At 62.4% G+C, this 22,392-nt stretch carries 17 protein-coding genes and 2 pseudogenes; 6 read left to right on the top strand and 13 right to left on the bottom strand.

Annotated elements, in window-relative coordinates:
* Window positions 1-16 precede the first annotated feature (16 nt).
* The 9 genes from GEMRO_RS0126370 to GEMRO_RS32110 all read right to left on the bottom strand — a co-directional run bounded on the left by GEMRO_RS0126370 (window position 17) and on the right by GEMRO_RS32110 (window position 13,440).
* Window positions 17-2,080: an AIPR family protein gene (locus GEMRO_RS0126370; protein WP_027136388.1), complete on the bottom strand. Its 2,064-nt coding sequence runs from the start codon at window positions 2,078-2,080 to the stop codon at window positions 17-19.
* On the bottom strand, window positions 2,080-3,048 hold the full coding sequence (locus GEMRO_RS0126365) for a PD-(D/E)XK motif protein (protein ID WP_027136387.1): 969 nt from the start codon (window positions 3,046-3,048) through the stop codon (window positions 2,080-2,082). Before GEMRO_RS0126365 ends, GEMRO_RS0126370 begins: the two co-directional genes overlap by 1 nt.
* On the bottom strand, window positions 3,041-5,701 hold the full coding sequence (locus GEMRO_RS0126360) for a Z1 domain-containing protein (protein WP_027136386.1): 2,661 nt from the start codon (window positions 5,699-5,701) through the stop codon (window positions 3,041-3,043). Before GEMRO_RS0126360 ends, GEMRO_RS0126365 begins: the two co-directional genes overlap by 8 nt.
* Window positions 5,698-7,176: an ATP-binding protein gene (locus GEMRO_RS0126355; protein WP_027136385.1), complete on the bottom strand. Its 1,479-nt coding sequence runs from the start codon at window positions 7,174-7,176 to the stop codon at window positions 5,698-5,700. The genes GEMRO_RS0126360 and GEMRO_RS0126355 overlap by 4 nt, the downstream gene beginning before the upstream one ends.
* A complete protein-coding gene (locus GEMRO_RS0126350) occupies window positions 7,176-7,595 on the bottom strand; it encodes a very short patch repair endonuclease (protein ID WP_035486072.1) in 420 nt (139 codons plus the stop codon). The genes GEMRO_RS0126355 and GEMRO_RS0126350 overlap by 1 nt, the downstream gene beginning before the upstream one ends.
* Before the next feature lie 674 nt (window positions 7,596-8,269).
* Window positions 8,270-9,847 carry a DNA cytosine methyltransferase gene (locus tag GEMRO_RS33785; RefSeq protein WP_084507673.1) on the bottom strand — a complete coding sequence of 526 codons (1,578 nt, stop codon included), beginning with the start codon at window positions 9,845-9,847 and terminating at the stop codon, window positions 8,270-8,272.
* Window positions 9,844-10,053, bottom strand: coding sequence for a ribbon-helix-helix domain-containing protein (locus GEMRO_RS32120; RefSeq protein WP_035486070.1), 210 nt, complete (start codon window positions 10,051-10,053; stop codon window positions 9,844-9,846). The genes GEMRO_RS33785 and GEMRO_RS32120 overlap by 4 nt, the downstream gene beginning before the upstream one ends.
* Before the next feature lie 937 nt (window positions 10,054-10,990).
* Window positions 10,991-12,235, bottom strand: coding sequence for a tyrosine-type recombinase/integrase (locus GEMRO_RS32115; protein ID WP_035486068.1), 1,245 nt, complete (start codon window positions 12,233-12,235; stop codon window positions 10,991-10,993).
* Window positions 12,236-12,708: 473 nt separating this feature from the next.
* Window positions 12,709-13,440 (bottom strand): metallophosphoesterase, encoded by a 732-nt coding sequence (locus GEMRO_RS32110; protein WP_035486066.1) that lies wholly within the window; start codon window positions 13,438-13,440, stop codon window positions 12,709-12,711.
* A 39-nt stretch (window positions 13,441-13,479) separates the two neighbouring features.
* On the opposite strand from GEMRO_RS32110, the pseudogene bufB reads away from it, so the two are divergent.
* The 6 genes and pseudogenes from bufB to GEMRO_RS0126290 all read left to right on the top strand — a co-directional run bounded on the left by bufB (window position 13,480) and on the right by GEMRO_RS0126290 (window position 18,231).
* Window positions 13,480-14,300 (top strand): annotated as a pseudogene (gene bufB / locus GEMRO_RS32105) (MNIO family bufferin maturase).
* Window positions 14,207-14,512: pseudogene (locus GEMRO_RS36045) on the top strand (HvfC/BufC family peptide modification chaperone); the annotation flags it as partial. The pseudogenes bufB and GEMRO_RS36045, both read left to right, overlap by 94 nt.
* 49 nt (window positions 14,513-14,561) lie before the next feature.
* The gene (locus GEMRO_RS35555; protein WP_027136383.1) at window positions 14,562-14,873 is read left to right on the top strand and encodes a hypothetical protein; all 312 of its coding nucleotides are present in this window, start codon (window positions 14,562-14,564) and stop codon (window positions 14,871-14,873) included.
* Window positions 14,874-15,097: 224 nt separating this feature from the next.
* Window positions 15,098-16,335, top strand: a protein-coding gene (locus GEMRO_RS0126300) for an IS3 family transposase (protein WP_157505757.1) whose coding sequence is annotated in 2 segments (ribosomal slippage) — window positions 15,098-15,458 and window positions 15,458-16,335 — 1,239 coding nt in all. Because the reading frame shifts where the segments join, the coding sequence is not laid out codon by codon here.
* A 30-nt stretch (window positions 16,336-16,365) separates the two neighbouring features.
* Window positions 16,366-16,761 carry a DoxX family protein gene (locus GEMRO_RS32100; RefSeq protein ID WP_051329516.1) on the top strand — a complete coding sequence of 132 codons (396 nt, stop codon included), beginning with the start codon at window positions 16,366-16,368 and terminating at the stop codon, window positions 16,759-16,761.
* Window positions 16,762-16,833: 72 nt separating this feature from the next.
* Window positions 16,834-18,231 (top strand): adenylate/guanylate cyclase domain-containing protein, encoded by a 1,398-nt coding sequence (locus GEMRO_RS0126290; RefSeq protein WP_051329515.1) that lies wholly within the window; start codon window positions 16,834-16,836, stop codon window positions 18,229-18,231.
* A gap of 4 nt (window positions 18,232-18,235) precedes the next feature.
* Here the strand turns inward: GEMRO_RS0126290 and GEMRO_RS0126285 are convergent, their stop codons facing one another.
* The 4 genes from GEMRO_RS0126285 to GEMRO_RS0126270 all read right to left on the bottom strand — a co-directional run bounded on the left by GEMRO_RS0126285 (window position 18,236) and on the right by GEMRO_RS0126270 (window position 22,349).
* Window positions 18,236-18,889 carry a DUF3047 domain-containing protein gene (locus GEMRO_RS0126285; protein ID WP_027136379.1) on the bottom strand — a complete coding sequence of 218 codons (654 nt, stop codon included), beginning with the start codon at window positions 18,887-18,889 and terminating at the stop codon, window positions 18,236-18,238.
* Complete coding sequence (locus GEMRO_RS0126280) at window positions 18,886-19,503, bottom strand: CDP-alcohol phosphatidyltransferase family protein (protein WP_027136378.1); 618 nt, start codon at window positions 19,501-19,503, stop codon at window positions 18,886-18,888. Before GEMRO_RS0126280 ends, GEMRO_RS0126285 begins: the two co-directional genes overlap by 4 nt.
* A 27-nt stretch (window positions 19,504-19,530) precedes the next feature.
* Window positions 19,531-21,666: an FAD-dependent oxidoreductase gene (locus GEMRO_RS0126275; protein WP_051329514.1), complete on the bottom strand. Its 2,136-nt coding sequence runs from the start codon at window positions 21,664-21,666 to the stop codon at window positions 19,531-19,533.
* A 134-nt stretch (window positions 21,667-21,800) separates the two neighbouring features.
* A complete protein-coding gene (locus GEMRO_RS0126270) occupies window positions 21,801-22,349 on the bottom strand; it encodes a peroxiredoxin-like family protein (RefSeq protein WP_027136376.1) in 549 nt (182 codons plus the stop codon).
* Window positions 22,350-22,392 lie beyond the last annotated feature (43 nt).

Genomic DNA, 22,392 nt, shown 5'->3' with positions numbered 1-22,392 from the left:
GGCCATCCAGGTTAAACTATTTCGGAATTGTCAAGCCTTCCGCCTGGACTTTCTCTAAAATACTTATAAGTACGCGTGACTGACTTTCGGTAGGAATTTTGCTCGGCATCTGAGCGGCCACATTCATTATTCCTATCTCCTTCGGTGTTAGCAGCCGCTTCGCGTTCATTTGCTCGCGTAGAGCCCGCCAAGTGGTCGATGGAATGTCGATCACTTGGCGCTGAGCTTCAATTCCGTTGTCTATCTTCTGAACCTGCCGTGCTGTCTTTGCTTCGTGCCGGTTGCCCTCAACAGAGGCAAGGTTCAACCAGAACTCCTCGGACAACAGCTCGGCAATATTATCGACTTGTTCCACCAGTTGCGCCCAGCAACTGTCCTTCTTGCACCATTCGGAAATATTGGAGATGCCATGAGGAGGACGGATGATAACGTCGTTGACTTCTTTAGCAATGACGGAAAGTGCATGCAAAAGCACATCGTCGATGGCCTGCATCATCCAGATACGCTGGTAGTCCACCACGGCCTTCCGGCGCTTTGCAATCTCTCCCAGCACGGAGAGCGTGTAGCTCACTATGTTCGCACGATAGCCGCCATTGTACCATGGCTGCGCCGAGACCAGCTTCTCGGTACTACGGAACAGGATGCCGCGAGCAATCGCTTGCCGGAAATACAATTCGTTAAAGTGATCCGACGACTTGTCCCATTCCTTGCCTATTCGAGCAGCATAGCGGGCAAAATTTTTCTGGCTACCAAGATTAACCGACTTGGGGTGATCGTCGAAGACATTCTCGAATTTGGCAAGATCAGTCTTCGTAAACATCTGCTTCTGTGGGTACTCCACCTTAAATCGCTTCTGTTCGGCGGGTGTGAGCTTCGACTGCCCGTCCACGTACTGGCCCCGAGCCCGTTCGTAGAACCACTTCGTCTCGCGCTGCTCACCTTGCTGGGCTGGAGCCCAGATGCGCCGGGAGAACTCGGCCATACGGACATGGAAAGGGTGATTGGAAAAGAAGTCCGCCGCGTTCACCCGGTTCTGCGTATTGGCATACTCCGAGATACGAGGAACAACCATCTCGCTCTGTTCATTGTCGATGACCGACAGCTTCATTTGCACGAAAATAGGTGAGAGGTCGGCCTTGTCGCGGCGCTGGGTATGGAAGAGCGAAGCGGTTGTCTGCCCCCCGTTCACGATCTGAAGATCGCTCATACGGACGATCTGCAGCCCGCCATCAGTTGCAAGCGTCTCAACCTCTTGAGCCGTGGCCGTGATGCCGTTGTTATAGGCGAAGAACATATTAGGCTCGTTCAGTATGGTCGCCCGAATGCCCTTGTTCACCTGCGCCCGAGCCTGAAGGAAGGTGCGCACATTCTGCTCCAGCAAGCGCGCGCTGTATTTGTCGTAGAGCGTGGCGAGGATCGTCCCGGGCATGACAATCAGATAGGACTGGTACGAGCCCGATCCGAGATCAGCCGGCAGACAGTTGATGCCATGCCCGAACATCTCCAAGAAATCGATGTTGAGCGGTTCCTTGTGCCCGCGCGAACTGCGCTGACGCTGGAACCTTGCGATATCCCAGATATGATAGGTCGAACGGATGCCGCCGATCTCGCCCTCTGGAAAGGCCTGAACGCGGTCGCTGAGCACGCGCTCGGATGCCAGATAGAAGTTGACCTGGCGCAACATCGCCCGGCGGTCGGCGATCTGCCGGACCAGACCGTACTCGGGCGTAGTCACGTCAGGTTCCAGCGTACCCTGAAGGCTCGCTGTGAAGAAGCTGACCACACGCTTGAAGGCGGTATCCACATCTTTGCGCGTCAGCGTTTCCAGTACGCGGCGGCAATCAAAGTCCGCCACGAAGATGTCGAGCGCACCTTCGTCGTTGAACCAGTAGCCGTCCACCCGCATGCCCCGCAGCGCCCGGTAATGGCAATGCTCGAAACCCTCGATGAAGCCAGTCTCGATCAGTTCGTCAGAGACGGCCTCCATGAAGGCCTCAAGCTGATAGGTGCTGCTGGACTCCGCCTCGGCCAGCATTTCCTGGCGGAAATCGTGAAAGAACTCCTCAATCTTCTGTTCCATCAGATCCCCCTGAAGACGGCCGCGCCGTCGCATATATATGGTACGATCGCTTCCAGCCTGATGTCGTAGGCTGCTCTGGTGATGCCGGTCGGCAGCTGCGACCTGATCAGACGTGGGAAATCGTCCAGGACGCGATAATTGAGCACGTCGCTGACTACGAATCGCGCCTCGTCATACTCGGGAAGTGGCGCATAGCCATGAGCGACCAGCTTGCGGTCGAACAACTCAACTGCCTCAGCTCTCTCCAGCCTTGTCTGGACGGTCGCTACGATCTCATTGAGTGATCGTGCGCCTGTTGCATCGGGCAGATTGCTCAGTCGGTACATGCGCAGGAACAGAGCGTCTTTCAGAGACTCAAGCTGGTCTTCAGAAGAAATGCGAACCGTGCTGCGCTCGGTGCCTGACAGTGACTTAATCTCTACAGCCGTATCGCCGAAGATGAAGTCCTGATGAAACTTCTCGGGGCCAAGCCACGCCTCGACTGCCATCACAGATGAACACAGCTGATCCATCAGCTCCAGCAGGAAACTGAGTTCAGCGAACAGACCACGTACCTCTTCGGCTGAAAGGCGCTGCCCGCCGCGGCCGGAAAGGAAGGTCTTCCACCGGCGGATATGAACCAGCGCGATGGCCAGTGAACTTGCAGAATCGGTCGCATGTTCCAAGGCTGAGGCGAGCGTCCGGCAGAGGCCCTCAAAGAGGTCGCGGTCAACCTGTCTCTCAAGGGCGAGAACGAGTCGCTGCTGCCCCGGATCGCCGACACGAAGGTCAACTTTGACACCGTTCACAGTGACGGCGTTCTTCCGATACTGCGCCGCGTGGTCGCCCTGAAGCTCTACGATGAAGAGGCAAGCGCCACTTATATCCCTTCCCCAGAAGCAAGGCACAGCCGTGTCGCTCGCGACCTGACGAACGTTGAAGTTCGCTCCAGGAATTACAATGCGATCCCATGGTGAGGAGTCAGGCATCGTAATCCTCCTCCTCGTCGGGATCGTCCGTGTAACCCTGCATCTGCTGGAGCCAGACCTTGTTCACAACAACAGTGATAGTCGTGGCGTAGTCCCCGTAGGGAAAGCTGACACCAAAGGCGGGTATCGGCCCTGTCAAGGCCTCTCCCTTAGGTTCAATGCTGTGGACCATGAGGAGTGGCTTGTTGCGAACCATTCTGTAGTGCGTATCTGAAACTGCCCCTGTTCCGTCTTCTCCGCTGGCCAGTTTCTCAGCCTCCTTTTTCTGCGGTTCACTCAGCCCGAGTTTCTCATCCCCGCGGGAAGCCACCCTATCCTTGTTTAGGCGCCATGACGTTCCGCTCGGCTGGTCCTTGCCGACGACGCGCATCTGGTTTCGCAGTGTTAACGATTTGCCATCGCCGGAGCCTCCCTCAGGGGAGATAAGGAGAACATCAGCTAAAGGATGCTTCGCCGCGATCCTTTCCAGATAGTTCACCACATCTGATTTCTGGCCTGCGAAAGTTGAATGGCACTCAAACTTCGCTAGAAAATCCTCAATGATCCTGATTGACACGTCCCTGAAGATGAAGCCTTTCCCCGTATCCTCCTCCAGACGCCCGCCAAAACCGGCCTTCCAATACTGGGTTATCAGACTGATGTTCCTGGCATTGACCTCTGGGTCGGTTGAGAGGATGTAGCTCTCCCTTAAACGTCCGCTGAAGCTCTGTTCGACTGTGACTTCTTGAGCTGATCTCATCTTGTTCGAGGCGGTGATCAGAAGGCTATCGGGATGTGAGCGAACGTAGAGGCCGAAATCCTTCGGACTCAGACCGTCCCGTCTCATCCGCTTTACCTGTTGGACAAGTTCTTCGGCAGCCTCGGCGATGTGAGAATACCAGTTAATTGAGTCGCGCGAGAGGTGGACGCGGCAGAGATCGTCAAAGCCTGGCCGGTAGCCGAACCAGCGGCCCATCTGCATTAGCGTGTCGTACATCTTGGTGTTGCGGTACATGTAGCTGACGGTTAGACCCTCAATGGTCAGACCGCGCGACAGGCTAAGGCCGCCGACCGCAATCGCGGTTAGCCCTGTCCCCTCCTTTTCGTATTTCGTGTAGTCGAGAGCTTCGTCGCTCTTGCTGTTGATGACAAACAGGCGGAGGTGGACGAACACGTCGTTTAGCGCGAGTTTCAATTCAGACCAAGTGAAGCCGGCATTGGCATACTCAGTTTCGAAGGCCCGCTTCAGGCCCTGCATGTATGTGTTCGCCGAGGAAATAGATTCCGGCATCATGTAATTGGCGCGGACCGCTTCCCTGATCTTCTTCTCGCGCAGGCTGATGAAGTCGCGAACGGCCTTCTGTACCGGAACAAAGCGCGACACGTTGATCATCATAGAACAGTGCTTGTTTGTCTGCCCGCGCAGGTTGCGGATAGCGCGAGCGACGATGAACTTGTCGAGTGCATGGTAGAGGCTGGGTGGCAATTCTGGGATTGACCCGTCGCGCTTGTGTGCATAGGGGATGAAATCTTCACAGTCGTCGATCGACTTGACGATCGACTGGCTGGTTTCTTCATTGAGAAACACCTTTTCGGCACCGAAATATGTCGTCGGTGCGTCCAGGCAGTAGATGAAATCCCTGGGAAATAGTTCCTCCCGCACTTTCTCATCATAGCCGTCGGGATTGATGAAGATGTTGGCGAATGGGGTTGCCGTATAACCGACATAGCAGGATTTCGCGAAGAGCCCGAGAATGTTGCGGATCATGGCGTTCGTGCGAGTCGGGTCGATATCCTCCTTGTTGGTGTTAATCGATGCATTGTCTGCCTCGTCGTCAATCAGCAACATTGGCACATCGGAGATCCGACCGTCACCTTCAGTGTTAAGCGCCTTAAGCCATTTATGAAGCGCGGTCAGGGTCGTGACGTTCTTCTTGATGACCAGAATGATCGGCTTGCTGAAATCATTGATCGTCCAACCGCTCTTAGCTGCGGTGTTCTTGTTGAAGTCCTCGTTGATATTGGTGAGGGTTGCCGGATTCGGATAGCCGGCGGCAAGACCAACGCCGATTTTCCTGCGGTCATCAGGATCGCTTGACCGGCCGATGAAGGCCTCGTCGATGCGCTCCTGTGTCTGCTTGCGCAGGTTGTTATGGATACCGGCAATCACGATAATGAACTTGTAGCCGGCGTCGGCCACCTTCGCGATCAGGCCCGTGTAGTTGGCCGTCTTGCCGGACTGCACGTGGCCGATGACAAGGCCGCGGCGGCTCCAAGTCGTGCCCTCGCTCAAGGGGTCCTGCAGATGTCCAAGGATGCGGGTGGTCACGTCGCTCAGTGACTGCACCATCCGGGGCGGCCAGCCCTCCTTAAGCAGGAAGTTCTCGTAGGCGTCCGCATAGGTCCACGTGACATCCTCCCGCTTGTGGACCCATTGATCGTCATGCTTCGCGGTGACATCAACCAGCGAGACGCCGGCGCCCATGCGCGTGTCGACCGAAATCATCGCTTCGGTGGTGATGTTTCGAAGATCGCCGGTGTAGCCGAAGATCGCGGCGATTTGCTTGGCTTTTTCCTCAACCTGCTCGCGTGTGGGTGTCTCCGCCAGATTGGCAAGGCCTGAAATGAGCGCGTTGGCAATATTCCGTTCTTCGGTAATGGTGATCGCGCTCATGCAAAGGCCTCACTGACGAATTTTTCTGCTATCTTAATCTGGTCTTCGACGAGGTGCGTTGAGCGCACGATCTGAAGAAACGTCTTAGGGTCACACGGCCCGTCTCCATATAGTGCATACTTGAGGCGTCTCAGGCGGTCGAGCGCCTGATCTTCATCCGCTACAGCTGAGTTCACTTGGCGCGGGTGTGTCGAGTAGTCCGAGTATATCATCTCGATCGGCAGGGACGCCGCGATCGAGTCAAGAAGCACACGAAGGGAGGAGGCGTCTTCGGATGACAGTCTGGTGCTCAGTGATGTGATGAGCGGATGCTGCGAGTTGATTGCAAAACGGATTCCGCCGTGATCCGCGTAACGCTCCCAGAGCGGAGCCTGGCTCTCTTGAAACAGCTTCTGCCCTCTCCCCCGGTGCACTGTCACACTGCGGGCAGTGATCTTGGCGATGATCTGGCGTAGCCGCTCCCGCACAGCATGCGGTGGGCGTGCGCGGGACTTCTTGATGTCAATGGTCCAGGCTTCGTCCAGGCTGTTGGGAAAATCGATCTGCACCCGGGCGAGTTTCGTTGCTTCGCCTTTTGGTATAAGCCGGAACCAGTCGCCCCAAGCCATCAGTCGGCCGTTCCGATAGACGTAAGCCCCTTGGTTGGAGATGAAGTCGCTGCGGTCCTGGTAGTAGTCGTACTCGGAGGCGGAGAGCCGGCTGTGGTGTGGCAGGATGTAGGGCTGCATTGAAATGGCCGCGTCATCCACCCAGACGATGTCCTCGGGGAGCATCTGCGTCGCCATATTCTTCCGGCAGAAGGGATCGAACGGCGTTATCGGATGGCCATTGATACGAATTGTCAGTTTCTTTCGGCCTTTTATCTCACCGGCTAAAAAGCGGTGGAACACCAACGACAGATGCCTTTCCACAACCGTGAGCTTTTCGTTGACGATTTCATCTCGCTTCTGCCCGACCTCGTCCTCGAAGAGCCGGTCGAGTTCGCGCCAGATGACCAGCGTGCCGTTGTCGCTCAGCGTTTCAGAGAAAGGCTGTTCCTTGATCTCCTCAGGGTCGAGAATGGCGATGAACCAATCATCATCCTCCTCGACCTGAGCCAAGTTCCATTCCGCACCAGCACATTTGCCGTTCGTGGCGCTCACTACAGTCAGCCGGCGGCATTGTGAGAACGATGCGGTCTTGAGTCCCAATCCGAAGCGGCCGAGGTCGTTCGGCCCACGCTTCTTGCGCGGGCCGGTTGCGCCATGGCGCATGGCTGCGATCACTTCGGCTTCCGCCATGCCCCGCCCGTTGTCGGCGATGACGAGAACCGGCGAACTGCGGCTCATGTCGCAGAAAACTTGAATGTCGGTAGCGTGGGCCGAGATGCTGTTGTCGATCAGGTCTGCAATCGCTGTTTCCAGCGAATAGCCCAGATCGCGAAGAGAAGCGGTCAGACTGGCGGCGCTCGGCGGAAGATGATGGGATCTCGCCATCAGCCATCCTTCCGCAGTTCGCGCGAAAGGCGGCGAACAACGCCCTCAGCATCCGCCTTCAGCTCGCATTCCCAGACCGTCAGGACCGTCCAGCCGGTAGCCTCCAGCTCGGTCCGATTGTGTGCATCGCGACTGACATTACTGTCGAACTTCTTCTGCCAGAACTCCCGACGCGTTGAAGGCATGGTGGTGTTCCTGCAACCGGAGTGCCTATGCCAGAAACAGCCATGGACGAAGATCGCGGTCCGATATTTCGGCAGAACGAGATCAGGTCGACCCGGCAGCTCCTTCGCATGAAGCCGAAAACGAAACCCCGCCCTGTGCAGAAGCGAGCGCAATCGCAGCTCCGGGCCGGTGTTCCTGCCCTTGATGCGCGACATGTTCCAGCTCCGTCGCTCGCTGGTGAGCGTGTCAGCCATCACCGCCCCCCCCTGGCGAGGTCGAGTGGATCAGCAGCGTCTGGAGCGAAAACCCGTCAAGTTGGAGCGAAACGACATTCCGACATCTACGACGAGCGGGGCCGTCCGAAGCGCGCCATGAACCATCCCCAATGCAAAGACTATTTAAAAATAAGCCCGGCATAAAACATTCATTATTATATGTATTTGGGTACAGATCTATTGATTTAAATTCATTGCTCCTACGTTTCAAATATCTTCTACGGTTGGCGCGTACCAACATCGCCTGTCCCCGATTTCAAGCTTTTATTTCTAAACTCACTACGTCCGTAAGAACTGCCTTACGCCAAGCGATCATGTTGGTGTTTAGTGGGTAGTTACTGCCGCTTCACGACCTCTCAACAACTCGTGCCCCCAGTTTGGGTCGATGCTTTTTGGGGCGGCACACACTTGGCGCGAGAACTGTCAATCCAGACGCCGAAGCGGCCACGGTCTTTGTGTGGGGGGAGGCACCATTCACATAACATTAAATGTTATAAACATCCGTTAACGTAATGGCTAGAACGGCCCTTTGACAAGCTGCCACCGCCTCTCTGGAATGGAGGCGCAAGCTGCAGTCTGGTGGCGGCACATCGGTCGTTAGGTGCGTGACAATTGGCTTCTAAGCCGATGAGCCATCACAGCAATCGCCGGCCTTAACGGTGTTTGGACGCTGACTGTACCAAACGAGCAACAGCACTAATGCTGTGCGTCCGACGGGGTGTTGAGGGATGCTCGGCCGCTTCGTGACGGCGTCTGGGTTGGGTTCCGAAATCAATTTGTTGAGATAGAGTGCGGGCAATGGTTGTAGCGAGCGCCTTTGCCATGAGGGGCGGCACAGCATTGCCGATCTGGCGGAAGGCTGGATTCATTGTTCCACAGAAGACGAAGCCATCTGGAAAGGATTGCAGCCGGGCCGCCTCCCGCACCGAGATCGTGCGGGCTTGCTCGCTGTCGTAGTGAATATGGCTGTAACTGTCCTTTCCGAGATGGGCCATCAGCGTGCGCGCCGGTTGGTCGCAGCACATCTTCCGCCATTTATTCGGGAACTTGCCGGCGTCGTATGGCGGTACAATCGCATCACGCAGCCGCACGTACTCCTCCGACCCCTTCCGCACTATCCGGCCCTGCCGGCGCAGTTCGGCCACTTTCTCCGCAAGCATGTTCATCGCCTGCCGCCAAGCCTGCGGATACTGGTCGCCCGGGTTGAGCCGAGCAAACAGTTCATAGTCGCGTGGCAGATAGCGAATGACATGATCCCGCAGCCCGTCTTCTGGCGCCTCGAAGCTGGTCCAGGAGCGCGTCAGCTGCGCATAGGCAGAAGGAATGCGCCGCGGATCGTAGGGAACCGGTAGATCGAATCGCCGAGCACCTCGGCGAAGCCTACCGGCTCGCAGCTCATCCCGGGCAAAAATCGGCGGCAAGTCGCCGATCGCCTGTTCAGCCGTCACGGCTGGGGCGAGCCTCGGATCAGCAACCGGAGGCTCATGATAATTATGTGCTTTCAGGAGTGGCGAAGCGTTGAGCATCTTCAGCGCAACTGCCCGTGATCCTTGATATCCTTGCGGCAGCACCAGCCAGTGGGTCGGGGCCGGGAAGATGATACGGTCGGCAACCTCACGCCGGTAAGCGATGAGGAACATGCGCTCGCGCATCTGCGGCACGCCATAGAAGGCAGCATTTAGCAACGTGTAGCTGCTGATGTATCCCTTCTCTTCCAGTACCTCACAGATTTCCTCTGCAATGTTCTGGCCGCCATGGTTGAGGACGTCCGGGACGTTCTCGACCAGTACAGCCAGCGGCTGGAAGGCATCCACATAACGCAGATACTCCAGATAAAGCTGCGCGCGAGAATCATGAACGAAGGCTAAGGGATGGGCGTCGATCTCGCGGAGCTTTGGCCGACCGACGCGCGCGAATGCCTGGCAAGGCGGGCCACCCACGATGACATCAACGGCCGTGGCGACCGGACCGAGCTCCAACTCTGCAGCCAGATCCTCCGGGTGGGTCGTGATAATGTCTCGCGCCTTGCTGTGCTTCGGGTCGCCGCCATGGAAGTTGAGACCATGCGAGCGCGCTGCATCCGTATCGAACTCGACGGCGGCACATGGAGCAAATCCAGCAGCCTGAAAACCCAGCGAGAGGCCGCCGCAGCCTGCGAACAGATCCAGCACCCTCGGCTTACCGCCCGCCCGCAGGCGGGCAAGCTTCTCCTTGATTGTGATCGGGTTCATATGCGGGCTGCCTTCTTCACCTTGGGCAGCCGCAGGGGCAACTCGCTCTGCTCACCGCCATGTTCTTCCAGAAAACGTAAAATGGCAGCGCGGATCACCCACGCGGCCGAGACATTGCTGGCATCAGCTAGGGCCTGGATCTGGGCATGGGCGTCCGCGGGCAGGATAACTGAGGTGCGCACTGTTTTCTTGCCTACAGAGGGCATGACATGATCCGTATGAAGCCTGCATCGACCTTACGCCACTATGGTGCAATTTGCACCACTAATGCCGCTGCACCCTGCGTGCTGGCGATCAGGGTACAGCCATATTTGACCGGGAGTGTCTGGTGGGCGTCAGTGCCGGCTCACAAGCCGGAAGCATTTCGAGTCTTCATGCTCTCCGGGCGGAGCCGGCCGATGCTAGATCGATGCAGCTCCTGAGCCAATCGAGAGCCACACCGAGGCGGAGCACGTCCATGAAGAGGGGCGGCCCTCCGTTTATAGCGATGCCTTACCATTCCGCGAGCCAGCCCAAGAATTGCTCGATGCGCTTGCGGTTGGTATAGATCCAAGCAGGACAGGCGACTGGCGCCTCGTGCCGCTGCAGAGGAATCGCCGGTCAGCTGCTCAGGTTCCAGATCTGCTTGCGGAAGGTGTGGCGGGTGTAGCTCTCCGTGCAGCACATCCCGCGGACGATCCAGCAGGCCGACCGCTTGAGACAGTTTATACGCTCGCCTGAGTGCCAGGTTGATGGCGATGGCACGGCTAACGCTGTCGGCGACCACACAGGCTTTGGTGCCTTAGCCACCGCGAGATCGGCTAAATGCCTCACCCGCAGGGCATCGGACTCTACCGCCCCCTTTTCTGGCGGGTCATGTCCAATTGCACGCGCTGCTCCTGTGCCATCGTCAGCAGCCGCAGCCAGATGCCAAGCTCGCCCTGACGGATGAAGATCTGGGCCGCCATCTACCATGCCTCGAACCGACACGGCAGGCTGCGCCAGTTCGTCCTGTTCTGGTAACGCCAGATGATCGCTTTGTTGGCCCGGCGCCGGACTCGGTGCCGAGTCCTGTGCGGCGGCCGGCACTTCTCGATCTGGGGGTGACCCTGAGATGAGCTAGTGCGATGGGATTGAACTTTAACAGGAACGAGGGCTGCCCGTTCAGCCGGCGGCACGACGTAAGGGAACGATCTTCCGCAGACCGCTTAAGAGCATCACTTCAACATGAGTTCCCCAGCGCGCCAGCGCCGCGCGCTTCTCGGAAGCATAGGTCGCACGATTGTAGACCCCTGCGACGCCGCTCTTATGACCCGAGATATGGTTCACGACGGCTTCGATCACGTGCGGGACGATGCCGAGTTCGGCCATGCCGGTGACGAGCGTACGGCGCAGGTCGTGCAGAACCCAGGGAGTCAGCCGGTCTTCATTGGTCGACGTGTCACGCCCGGCAGCCTTGGCGCGTGACAGTGCGATGCGGCGGTCCAGGCGTTCCTTGCAGCGCGACCAGCCGGAGAACGGGCCGCTACCTGTGCCGAAGACGAGATCGCGCTTGGGGCGGTGCTCGACGCGCTCCAGGATCTTGATCGCCGCATCGCAGAGCGGCACGTCGTGCGAGCGGCCGTTCTTCGTCCGTGCAGCAGGCAAGGACCAGAGGCCAGCGTCCAGATCGAGCTCGGACCAGCGCATGCCGCCGATCTCCTCGCGGCGCTGGCCGGTCAGGAGCAGGAGCTGGACGATGCGGCCATGATCGTCGTCACCGCAAGCCTGCCAGATCGTACGGAGCTCGTCCGGAGAAAGGATGCGGTCCCGGCTCTTCTCTTCACCGGGTTTGGCCGTACCCTGGATCGGGTTCGCCTGGACGAGGCCCTGGGCGATGGCCCAGGCGAACATGGCAGAGAGCGTTGCTCGCGCGCGGTTGGCAGCGATCGGGCCGTTTTCCTTGGCAATGTCCATGAACAGTGCAGCCACGTCCGCACGGCCCACCCGCTCGGCCGCGAGCCGATGCAAAGGCTTGGCAGTGATGTTCAGATAGCGCTTGCGCTCGACTAGGGTTCGGGGTGACAGGCCGCGGTTCTTCGGTGCGTCGAGATAGCGCGCGATCAGCTCCGCCACTGTCAGCGCGTCCCTGGCGGCCTTCCTGGCATCAAGGGGATCGGCACCCTTGATGACCTCACCCTTCCGCTCGCTGGCCATCTGGCGGGCAACGGAGAGCGACAGCGCGGGATACTCGCCCAGGGTCATGCGCCTCTCTCGGCCGTCCACCACGTAGCGCAGCACGAAGGAGCGATGGCCGGACGCAGTGATGCGCAGGCCAAGCCCGCGCTCGACCGTGTCCCACTCAATGCGATTGCCACTGGCAGGCGCTTCAATCGCCTTGATGAAAGCTGGGGTGAGCTTCGTAGGCATGTACCGTCCCTGTCGCGTTAGGCTGATGCGCTGGCCAGCTTGCTGAACCACCCCGCTGCCAGATGCTGATTGGACGGCGGAGTGAACACAGCGCCAAGCTGTAGGAGCGCTGCGTTGATGTCCCGCCCTCAGGCAGCGGCGGACACGTCGTCTGCTTCTGCCCTGGACGGGCGAAATGCTTCTGCAATCACAGCCGTAAGCATGTCTGGTGTGGCTGATCCGATGGCCACGCCTTGACCCTCTGTCGCTAGCCGTGTCCGTCTCGTGTCCGGAATCAGCGGACACGGACGTGCCGTGTCCGTGAAGCGGCATCAATCAAGAAGCAGAGAGTACAAGAGAGTGCTACGCAAATTCAATGGGTAAGATATCGACAGGAAGCGGACACGAACTGTCGGGCATGATCAGCTTCTGCTTTGGGAGCAGAGGGTCGTCAGTTCAAATCTGACCACCCCGACCAAGGGAAGCGGGCGGTTTCATGGGGCCGGCGCGGTCAGTGCCGGGATGGCTTGGCCGTGCGCATCGTGCAGCGTGGCGAGGTCCAGCAGGGTGAAGCGGCCCTGCGGGAGCCAGCCGGCCGTGTCGATGTGGTAGACGTTGCCGAGGGCGACCGGGTGCGCCAGCGGGGTGTGGCCTACCACGACCGCGCGCACGCCGGCGACGTCTTCCAGATCGTCGCGCTCGAGCCGGGCCCGGGACCACATGCACTCGTCCTCCGCCTGGGCCAGGACGCGCCGGCTGGGCGGGTCCTGCAGGACCTTGCGCAGGCTTTGCCAATCGGGGAACGGGCAGTCGGCGTGGACGATGCCGACCACGCCGTTGTCGGTCTCGACCTCCATGGCAATCGGCAGCCTTGCCAGGGCGGCGCCGATCTCCTGCTGCCTGGGGGCGGGAAGGGCCAGGAACCAGCCGCCGCCATTGCGCCGGTAGTTGTCCCGGTCGACCGGGTTGCCCCGGGCGATCCGGACCGCGTAGTCGTCATGGTTGCCGCACACCGCATGGAACCATGGCCGGTCCAGCCAGTGGAGGACCTGCTCGCTCTGCGGCCCGCGGTCGACCAGGTCGCCCACCGAGAACAGCCGGTCCCGGGCGGGATCGAACCCGGCCGCGTCCAGCGCCGCCTGGAGGCGGTCGAAATGGCCGTGTATGTCGCCCACCGCGAGATCCCGGCCGATCTCGTTGCTAGGATGTCGTTGAATGCGCTCCATGCCTGTTCCCGAACCGGCTGATCCGCTCCCTGAGATGATATGGCCGACACCGCGGCGAAAGCACGACCCAGGTGTCTCCCCAGCCGGCCGGACCTGGGTTTCCTGGAGGTCCATGCGGAGAACTTCATGGGTGCGGGCGGGCCCGGCCACCGGCTGCTGGCCCAGATCCGCGCGATCTACCCGCTCTCGCTGCACGGGTAGGGCTTTCGATCAGGACACTTGGTTCCTTGAACCAAGACCGTCTCAGGCGTCTGCGCGACCTTTGCGGCCGCTACGAATCCAGTTCCTTCTCGGAGCACCTGGCCTGGTCGACCCTTGACGGGCTCTATCTGAACGACCTCCTGCCGGTTGCCTATGACTGCCGACCCCTGTGCACGGTCTGCCGGCATGTCGACCAGGTGCAGGCCGTCCTGAACCGGCGGATGCTGCTGGAGAACCCCTCCACCTATGTCGCCTGGTCGACGAGCACGATGACCGAGTTCCAGTTCCTGAAGGAGATCGTGCGGCGGACCGGCTGCGGCCTGCTGCTGGACGTGAATAATGTCCATGTCTCGGCGACCAATCACGGCTGGGACCCGGCCGCCTATCTCGACGCGTTTCCGGTGGAGGCGGTGGGCGAGGTCCATCTGGCCGGCGCGGCCGCCGAAACCGCTTCGCTGGGAGCGGCGCTCCTGGTCGACAGCCACGACCGGCCGGTCGCCGGCGAGGTCTGGGCGCTGTGCCGCCGGCTCGTCGGCCGGACCGGTACCCCGCCTGCCCTGATCGAATGGGACGCGGACATTCCCGAACTTCCGGTGCTGCTCCGCGCGGCGGCAGAGGCCGACCATGTCCTGGCCGGTGCACCGGCGCACGTTGGATAATGGCCGGCCTCGTCCATGGCGGCTTCCTCCGGGCGCTCCTGGAACCGGAGGGCCGGCCCCCGCCGGGCTTGCGCAGCTGGAACGGCAGCGATCCTGGCCAGCGCTTCGCGATCTACCGCATCAACGTCGTCGCTTCCCCGGTGAATGCGCTGGCCTGCCGGTTCCCGGTGGGCCAGGCCCTCCTGTGCCGCGACTTCTTCCGGGCGATGGCGCGGCTCTACGTGCTGGCCGAACCGCCGACTTCGCGGCTGCTGCACGAGTATGGCGAAACCCGGTCCGGCTTCGTCGAAGGATTCGGACCGGCGCCGCCGGTTCCCGGCCGGCCGGCGCACGATCGAGCTGAATGCCGGCGGATCGGTGCTGGTGATCCGCCCGGACCTGCGGGTCGCGAACTGCAACTGGTTCCAGCGGGGATGGCGGTACTCGCGGAGGCCCTGGCCGGTGGCGCCGCGCTCGGCGCGGCGCTTGCGGACCCTCCAGGCAATGCCGGACTTCGACCCGGCCGCCGGGTTCGTCGCCCTGATGACCTTGCGGATCGTGTCCCGGATCGACGTCGACGGAGACCTGCCATGAGTGCCAGCCTGTCCAAGAACGACGGGGTGTCGCCGGCAGGGGCACGGTGGAACGCCTGGTGCGGAGCAGCATCCGGCTGTTTGCCGGGATCCCGCACGGCCTGATCGCCCTTCTCGGGCGCTTCTCGATCGCCGCGGTGGTCTGGAAGCCCGGCCAAACCAAGTGAACTGCACCCCGTTTGAACCGGACAGGGTCGTCAGCCGATAAGGCATAGGCATACGCCTATGGATAAGACGATGGCTTCTGATCCGAACGGCCCTCCGCCGCGCGTCGAGGTGATCTCTTCGGTGCAGCGCCGGCGCCGGTTCTCGACCGCCGAGAAGGTAAGGCTGGTCGAGGAAAGCATGCAGCCCGGCATGAGTGTCTCCCTGGTCGCCCGCCAAGCCGGCATTGCGCCCAGCATGCTGTTCAACTGGCGGCGGCGCATGCTGGAGGGTGGCTTCGAAGCCGTTCAGGCCGATGAGCCGGTGGTCGGCCAGACCCAGGTGCGTGACCTGGAGAAGCGGGTCCGTGAACTGGAGCGCCTGCTGGGACGGAAGACTCTCGAGGTGGAGATCCTCAAGGAAGCCTTGGATGCGGTACGGGCAAAAAAACCGATGTCGCTGCTGCCGTCGTGGAGCAGTCGCAGGGACGGTTCGCGATGACGGCCATCGCCACCACCCTCGGTGTAGCCCGCTCCAACCTGGCCGAGCGCCGGGCGGGCTCGTCCAGGCCCCGCGGGCGCTACCACAAGGCCGAGGACAGCTGCCTCCTGCCCTTGATCCGCCAATTGGTCGACGAGCGGCCATCGTACGGCTATCGCCGCATCACCGCGCTCTTGAACCGCCGCCTGCACGGTCAGGATCTGCCAAGGGTGAATACCAAGCGGGTGCTGCGTATCCTGCAGAACCACAGCCTCACCCTGCAGCGTCACACCGGCCAGCAGCTCGGTCGGACCCACGACGGGATGGTCATCGCCGTGACCTCCAACATCCGCTGGTGCTCCGACCACTTTGAACTCACCTGCCGCAATGGCGAGATCGTCCGCATCCTGTTCGCGATCGACGCCTGCGATCGGGAGATCATCGCCTGGTCGGCCACGACAGCCGGCATCTCGGGAGAGATGGTTCAGGATCTCATGGTCGCCTGCGTGGAAAAGCGCTTTGGCAGTCCGAAGGCATCGCATCCGGTGGAATGGCTGTCGGACAACGGCAGCGCCTACATCGCCAGGGAGACCCGTAACACGGCCACTGCCCTCGGCCTGCGCTTGTGCTTCACGCCCGTCCGCTCCCTACAAAGCAACGGCATCGCCGAGGCCTTCGTGAAGACCTTCCGCCGCGACTATCTGCGGCTCTCGATCCTGCCAGACCCCAACACCATCCTCCGTCTGCTGCCGGCTTGGATGGACGACTACAACACCATCCACCCACACTCGGCGTTGCGCTTCCAATCACCTGCTGAGTTCCGCAAACTCAGTGCCTGATCCAACCCAGAACCTGTCCGGTCAAACAGGGTGCACTCCACCAAGATCGAGAGCTTCCGGCTCGATATCGTCGACGGGACCTTCGTGTTCGGCATGCCGCGGCTGGGTGACTTCACCATCGACCTGTTCCGCGACGAGTACGGCCTGCCGCTCATCCCGCCTGAAATTGCGGCACCGGTGACCGCCCTGGCCGAGCATGTGCTGCCGGTGCTGCTCCTGCTGGGTCTCGCCACCCGGTTCTCGGCTCTGGCGCTCCTGGGCATGACCCTGGTGATCCAGCTGTTCGTCGATCCCAGCGCCTATCCGCTTCACGGCGTCTGGGCGACCGTGCTGGTCTACCTGATCGCGCGCGGGCCAGGCTGGCTCTCGCTCGACCACCTGATCGCCGCCCGGTTCGACCATCCCCAAGGGACCCGGCCGGCCTGATCTGCCATACTGGCATCACCTTATCCGCCGCCGGGCTGCTGGGCCCGATCATCCAAGAGGCCGAGGGTGCCGATGCCTGCGACCAACCTGCGAATCCATGCGAGGCGGCAGGCCGGGCGGCTGGGCGCGATGGTGAAGGAGGTGATCGACCGCTTCATCGGCCCGCGACCACCCCAGGCGCCGCCCGACCGCATCCTCCAGGCGATCCGCGCCCAGGACGCGCGCAGCGAGGTGCTGGTCTGCTATGTCCAGTTCGCCGCGATCGCCGTGTTCGCCTTCCTCTACACCCTGACGCCCAAGGCCTTCCCGGAAATGGTGCCGTTCGAGCCGGTGCCCTGGGCGCTGCTGCTCTACGCGATCTTCACCGGCATCCGCCTGCGGCTGGCCCTGCAGGACCGGCTTTCCCGGGGGTTCCTCTACCTGTCGGTGGTGATCGACCTGCTGGTCCTGATGTCGACCATCTGGAGCTTCCACCTGCAGTACCAGGTCTCGCCGGCGACCTATCTGAAGGCGCCGACCCTCATGTATGTCTTCATCCTGATCGCCCTGCGGGCGCTCCGGCTGGAGGCGGAGCTGGTGCTGTTCACCGGCGTGGCGGGAGCATTCGCCTGGCTCGTCCTGCTGGCCTATGCCTACTGGATGGGGGCCGGGCAGATCACCCACAACTTCGTCGAGTACGCCAACACCGACGCTTTGCTGCTGGGGGCGGAGTTCGACAAGATCGTGTCGATCCTGGTGGTCGCCGGGATCCTCGCGATCGGGCTGGCCCGGGCGCGCCGCCTGCTGATCGCCGCGGTGGTCGAGGAGCAGGAAGCCAGCGAGCTGTCGCGCTATTTTGCGCCGGAGATCGCGCGGCGGATCCGGGCGCATGGGCGGACCGGCATGGGCGGCGGCGGCATGGTGCGGGACGCGGTCGTGCTGATGATCGACCTGCGCGGCTTCACCGCGACCACGGCCAGGCTCAGCCCGAACGACACGATTTCGCTGATCGCCGACTATCACGACGCGATCGTTCCGGTCATCCAGCGCCATGGCGGCAGCATCGACAAGTATTTGGGCGACGGGATCCTGGCGAGCTTCGGCGCGGTGGTGCCGGCCGAATCCTTTGCCGCCGACGCAATGCGGGCGGCCGAAGAGATCTGCGCCACCGGCCAGGATTGGTGCGCGCGCCGCAACGAGGCGGGCCAGGATTCGCTCGACATCATGCTCGCGGCAGCCTGCGGGCCGGTGCTGTCCGGGCCGCTCGGCCATCGTTCGCGCCTGGAATACACGGTGATGGGCGAGCCGGTGAATCTTGCCTCCAAGCTCGAGAAGCACACCCGGCAGGAACAGGTCCACGGCCTGACGACGCTCGCCACTTACGAGCAGGCGCTGCAGCAGGGCTACCGGCCGGCCCGGGCAGGCCATGTCCTGCGCGGACGCCACGTGGCCGGAATCGACGACCCCCAGGATCTCTACGTCCTGGGTTGAGAGGTCAGTTCGCGCTGAACCAGATGTCGCCGTAGAAGCTTCGTGCCTCGCCGCCATGGTCGTCCGCGTCGGTCATCAGCGCGACCGTGTCGATCCTGTCGATGTCCTCGCCGAAGACCCGGCGCAGGTCGGCGCGTAGGTCGCGCTTGTGGACGACCCACTCGCCGAGTTCCTCGGTTCCGGAATCGACTGCCATCAGGCGCACCTGATCCGTGTAGGGACTCGTCCAGACGCTGGCGGCCGCATGGCTGCTGGCCCAGACATAGTTCAGCGAGATCGAGGTCAGGTCGAGAAAACCGCGCTTGACCACCACGTAGATCCTCGCCGGAAAGTCGTCGCCATTCTTCTGAAGCTCGTCCAGGCCAGGGAAGATCCGCGTCACCTTCCACGACCAGTTCAAAAAGGGCGTCTCCTCCAGGTCGATCTCGACCTCGGTGAAGCGTCCCGATGCGCCGCCGCTGGCACTGGCTTCCAGCACCTCGATATTCCGCTCCGGATCCTGGACAAGGCGATAGCGGGTCTCGCCGGAGAAGCTGCGCGTGCTCCAGTCATCCAGGCTTCCTTCGGAGAAGCGTCCCACCGGGACGACCTGCCTGGCATCGGCGGAAATCGGGCTGGCGAGGCAGGGCAGCAGCAGTGCTGCCAGGATCCGGGTCATGAGGGACTCCCCGAAAGCAGCCGCCAGCCCCACCACCAGCGTAGGATGGTGGTCATGAAGGCGGCCGCGGCGAACAAACCGGCGATGAAGGGAAAGGCGGCCGGCCACAGGCACATGGCGGCGAAGGCGAGAATTGTCTCGGTCCCCTCGGTGAGCCCGCCCAGGTAGTAGATGCCCTTGGCTGGGAAGGCGGCTGAGCTGATGCCGCGCTTGGCGGCAAGCGCCGAGAAGGCCAGGAAGCTGCTGCCGGTCCCGACGAACGACACCAGGAGCACGACGGCAGCCAGCGCGTTGGCAGCGGGATCGGCCAGGGCGAACGCTGCCGGGATGGTGGCGTAGAAGAAGAAGTCGAACGCGATGTCCAGGAAGGCGCCGCGATCGGTGGGCCCGGCCTGCCGGGCCACCGCGCCGTCCAGCCCATCCAGCAGGCGATTGGCCATGATCAGGACCAGCGCCGGCCCGAACGCCTCCAGGACGATCAGCAGGGCAGCGGCCAGACCTGCAAGGAAACCCGCCAGCGATAGGACATCGGCGCCGACGCCGCGGGCAGCCAGCCATCCAGCCGGCCGGCGCAGGAAGCGGCTTTGCACGTCGACGATGTGTCGGTCGAGCATGGCCGGTTCAGCCTCGGCTGCCGTGGGTCATCCGCGCTGCCACCGCATCCAGCGCTCGGACAGGGACATCGCCCAGTCGGGAACATGGTCGCGCTGCCAGGCGCCGGCCACCGCTTTGTTGGCCTCCATCCAGCCCGGGTAGGGATGAATAGTCTTCAGGATCGCTTTCAGGCCCAGCCCATGCCGCATTGCGAGGGTGAACTCGGCCAAGAGGTCGCCGGCACGGGCGCCGACCACCGTCGCGCCCAGGATCCGGTCCTTGCCCGGCACGGTCAGCACCTTGATGAAGCCGTCATCGGCCCCATCGGTGATGGCGCGGTCGAGATCCGCCAGGTCGAACCGGGTGACCTCAACCGGGATGTTCCTGGCCCTGGCCTCGGCCTCGGTGATCCCGACCCGGGCCATCTCGGGGTCGGTATAGATCACGATCGGGAACACGCTGACGTCCACGTTGAAGCTCCAGATGCGGCCGAACAGGGAGTTCACCGCCGCGTGCCATGCATGGTGGCTGGCGGCATGGGTGAACTGGAGCTGCCCGATCACGTCACCGGCGGCGTGGATGCTGGGCAGGCGGGTTTGCAGGCGCTCGTCGACGACCAGCTTGCCATCGTCCAGCAGGCCGAGTTCCTCCAGGCCGAAGCCGGTGACGCGGGGGCGGCGGCCGGTCGCCACCAGCACGCGGGTGAACTCGATCGCCCGGCCATCCTCCATGTGAGCTCTGCCGCCAAGGCCGGTCTGCTCGAAGCGGGCGATCCCGGCGCCAGCCAGGATCTCCACGCCGTCCTGCTCCAACGTCGCGACCATGGCGGCGGCGACGTCGTCGTCCTCCTGCCCCAGGATCCGGGGCGCGGCCTCGACCATCACGACCTTGCTGCCAAGCCTGGCGAAGCTTTGGGCCAACTCACAGCCAATGGCGCCGCCGCCCACCACCAGCAGGTGGACAGGCTGCTCGGTCAGCGACCACAGGCTTTCCGAGGTCAGCGGCTCGACCGCCTCCAGCCCGGGGATCGGGGGCAGGCTCGGCTCGGCGCCGGTGGCGACCACGATCTTGCGGGTCGACAGGCTGCGTCCGTCGACCCGTACCGTCCAGGGATCGACGATCGTGGCGCGACCAGAGATCACCTCGACCCCAAGACCCCGGTAGCGCTCCGCTGAATCGTGGGGCTCGATCCTGGCGATCACCCGGCGGATGCGTGCCATGACCGCGGGAAAGTTCACGCTCAGGTCACCATCCAGGCCCAGGCGCTCGGGCTGCCGCGCCTCCTTGGCAAGCTTGGCCGAACGGATCAGCGCCTTGGACGGCACGCAGCCGGTGTTCAGGCAGTCGCCGCCCATCTGGTTCTGTTCGATCAGCGCCACCCTGGCCTTGGCGGCGGCGGCGACATAGGCGCTGACCAGGCCTGCCGACCCGGCGCCGATCACCACCAGATTATAGTCGAACCGCGCGGGGCGCTGCCATGTCGCCTCGGCGCCGCGCCGCTGCCACCACGCGACCCCTCGCTTGGCCGCGAACGGAAAGATCGCCAGCGCCAGGAAGGCCAGCAGGAGCCGCGCGCTCAACAGGTCGCTGGCCCGCTCGACCGACATGAGCTGGCTGCCGGCGTTCACGTAGACGAGGGTCGCCGGCAGCATGCCGAGCTGGCTGACCCAGGCGAAGGTGAGGGGGTTCATCCGGGTGAGGCCCATGCCCAGGTTGATCGCCACGAACGGGATCACCGGGACCAGGCGCAGGCCGAACAGGTAGCTGGCGCCGTCGCGCTCTACGCCTCGGTTGAGCTTGGCCATGGCGTTGCCGAACCGGCGCTCGACGAAGCCGCGCAGCAGGTAGCGCGCCGCCAGCATCGCCAGCGTTGCGCCCGCCACGCTGGCGAACGACACCAGGATCGTCCCGGTGACCAGGCCGAACAGGCTGCCGGCCAAGACGGTCATGGCGGCGGCACCGGGGATCGACACTGCGGTGACCGCCACATAGGCCAGGAAGAAGGCGCCCGCGCCAAGGAGCGGGTTGGCGCTGATCCAGTCGACATAGCGGTCGCGATGCTGGGCGATGCTGCCGATGTCGAACAACCGGGCGCCATCGGCGAAGACGAAGATCGCTGCGCCGACGACCAGGACGAGCAGGGAGGCCCAGAGGAAGCGCGAGCTGACGGTGCCGGAATTCATGTCGTTTCCCTGGATGGCAAACCCGCTGCCGGGGTGGCTGCGCTTCCGTTCTTCACCTTCTACTGCGCCGCGGACGGGGAAAAGGTTACCGGAGGCACCGGGGTGGGATCCGGCCCCACCCCGTCCGCGCCTGCTCAGAGGCTTTCGATCTCGCCGCGGGCCGGGTAGTCGGCCTTCAGCACGAAATCCACCGCCCCCAGGATGTCGGCCAGCGCCGGCCGCGCGAACGGCATGGTCTGCACGCTGCTGAAGTAGAGCGTGCCGTCGGGGCGGACCAGGAACAGGCCGGGCTCGCTGAAGCGCGCCGGCTCCTCGATGCCCGCGGATGTCTTGCCGCGGCCCGACGAGATGAACAGGCCCCATTCCCGGGCTTTCTTCAGGTCCAGCCCATAGCCGACCCGCAGCTTGTCGAGGTGCCAGGCTTCCTGGGTTCGCTCGGCCCGTTCGGCATCGTCCGAGGAGATGGCGATGACCGAGACGCCCCTGCTCTCGAACGCTTCGATCTTGGACTGGAGGTCGAGCAACTGCGCCTTGCAGATCGGGCAGTGCAGGCCGCGGTAGAACACGACCAGCGTGAAGTTGCCCGGCTTCTCGTCAGCGAGGTCGAAGGTCCCGCCACCGGCCAGCGGCACGGACAGGCCGGGGACCTTCTGACGGGGGAACAGCGGGGTGAGATCGGTCATGTGGTCCTCGATGAGATGGTGGGATCGTCCCGGCGCGGTAGGA

Source organism: Geminicoccus roseus DSM 18922 (assembly GCF_000427665.1).
In the GTDB taxonomy this organism is placed as follows: Bacteria; Pseudomonadota; Alphaproteobacteria; order Geminicoccales; family Geminicoccaceae; genus Geminicoccus; species Geminicoccus roseus.
Note: the sequence above shows the minus strand (reverse complement) of the source record. Positions and strands in the feature narration are given on the sequence as shown.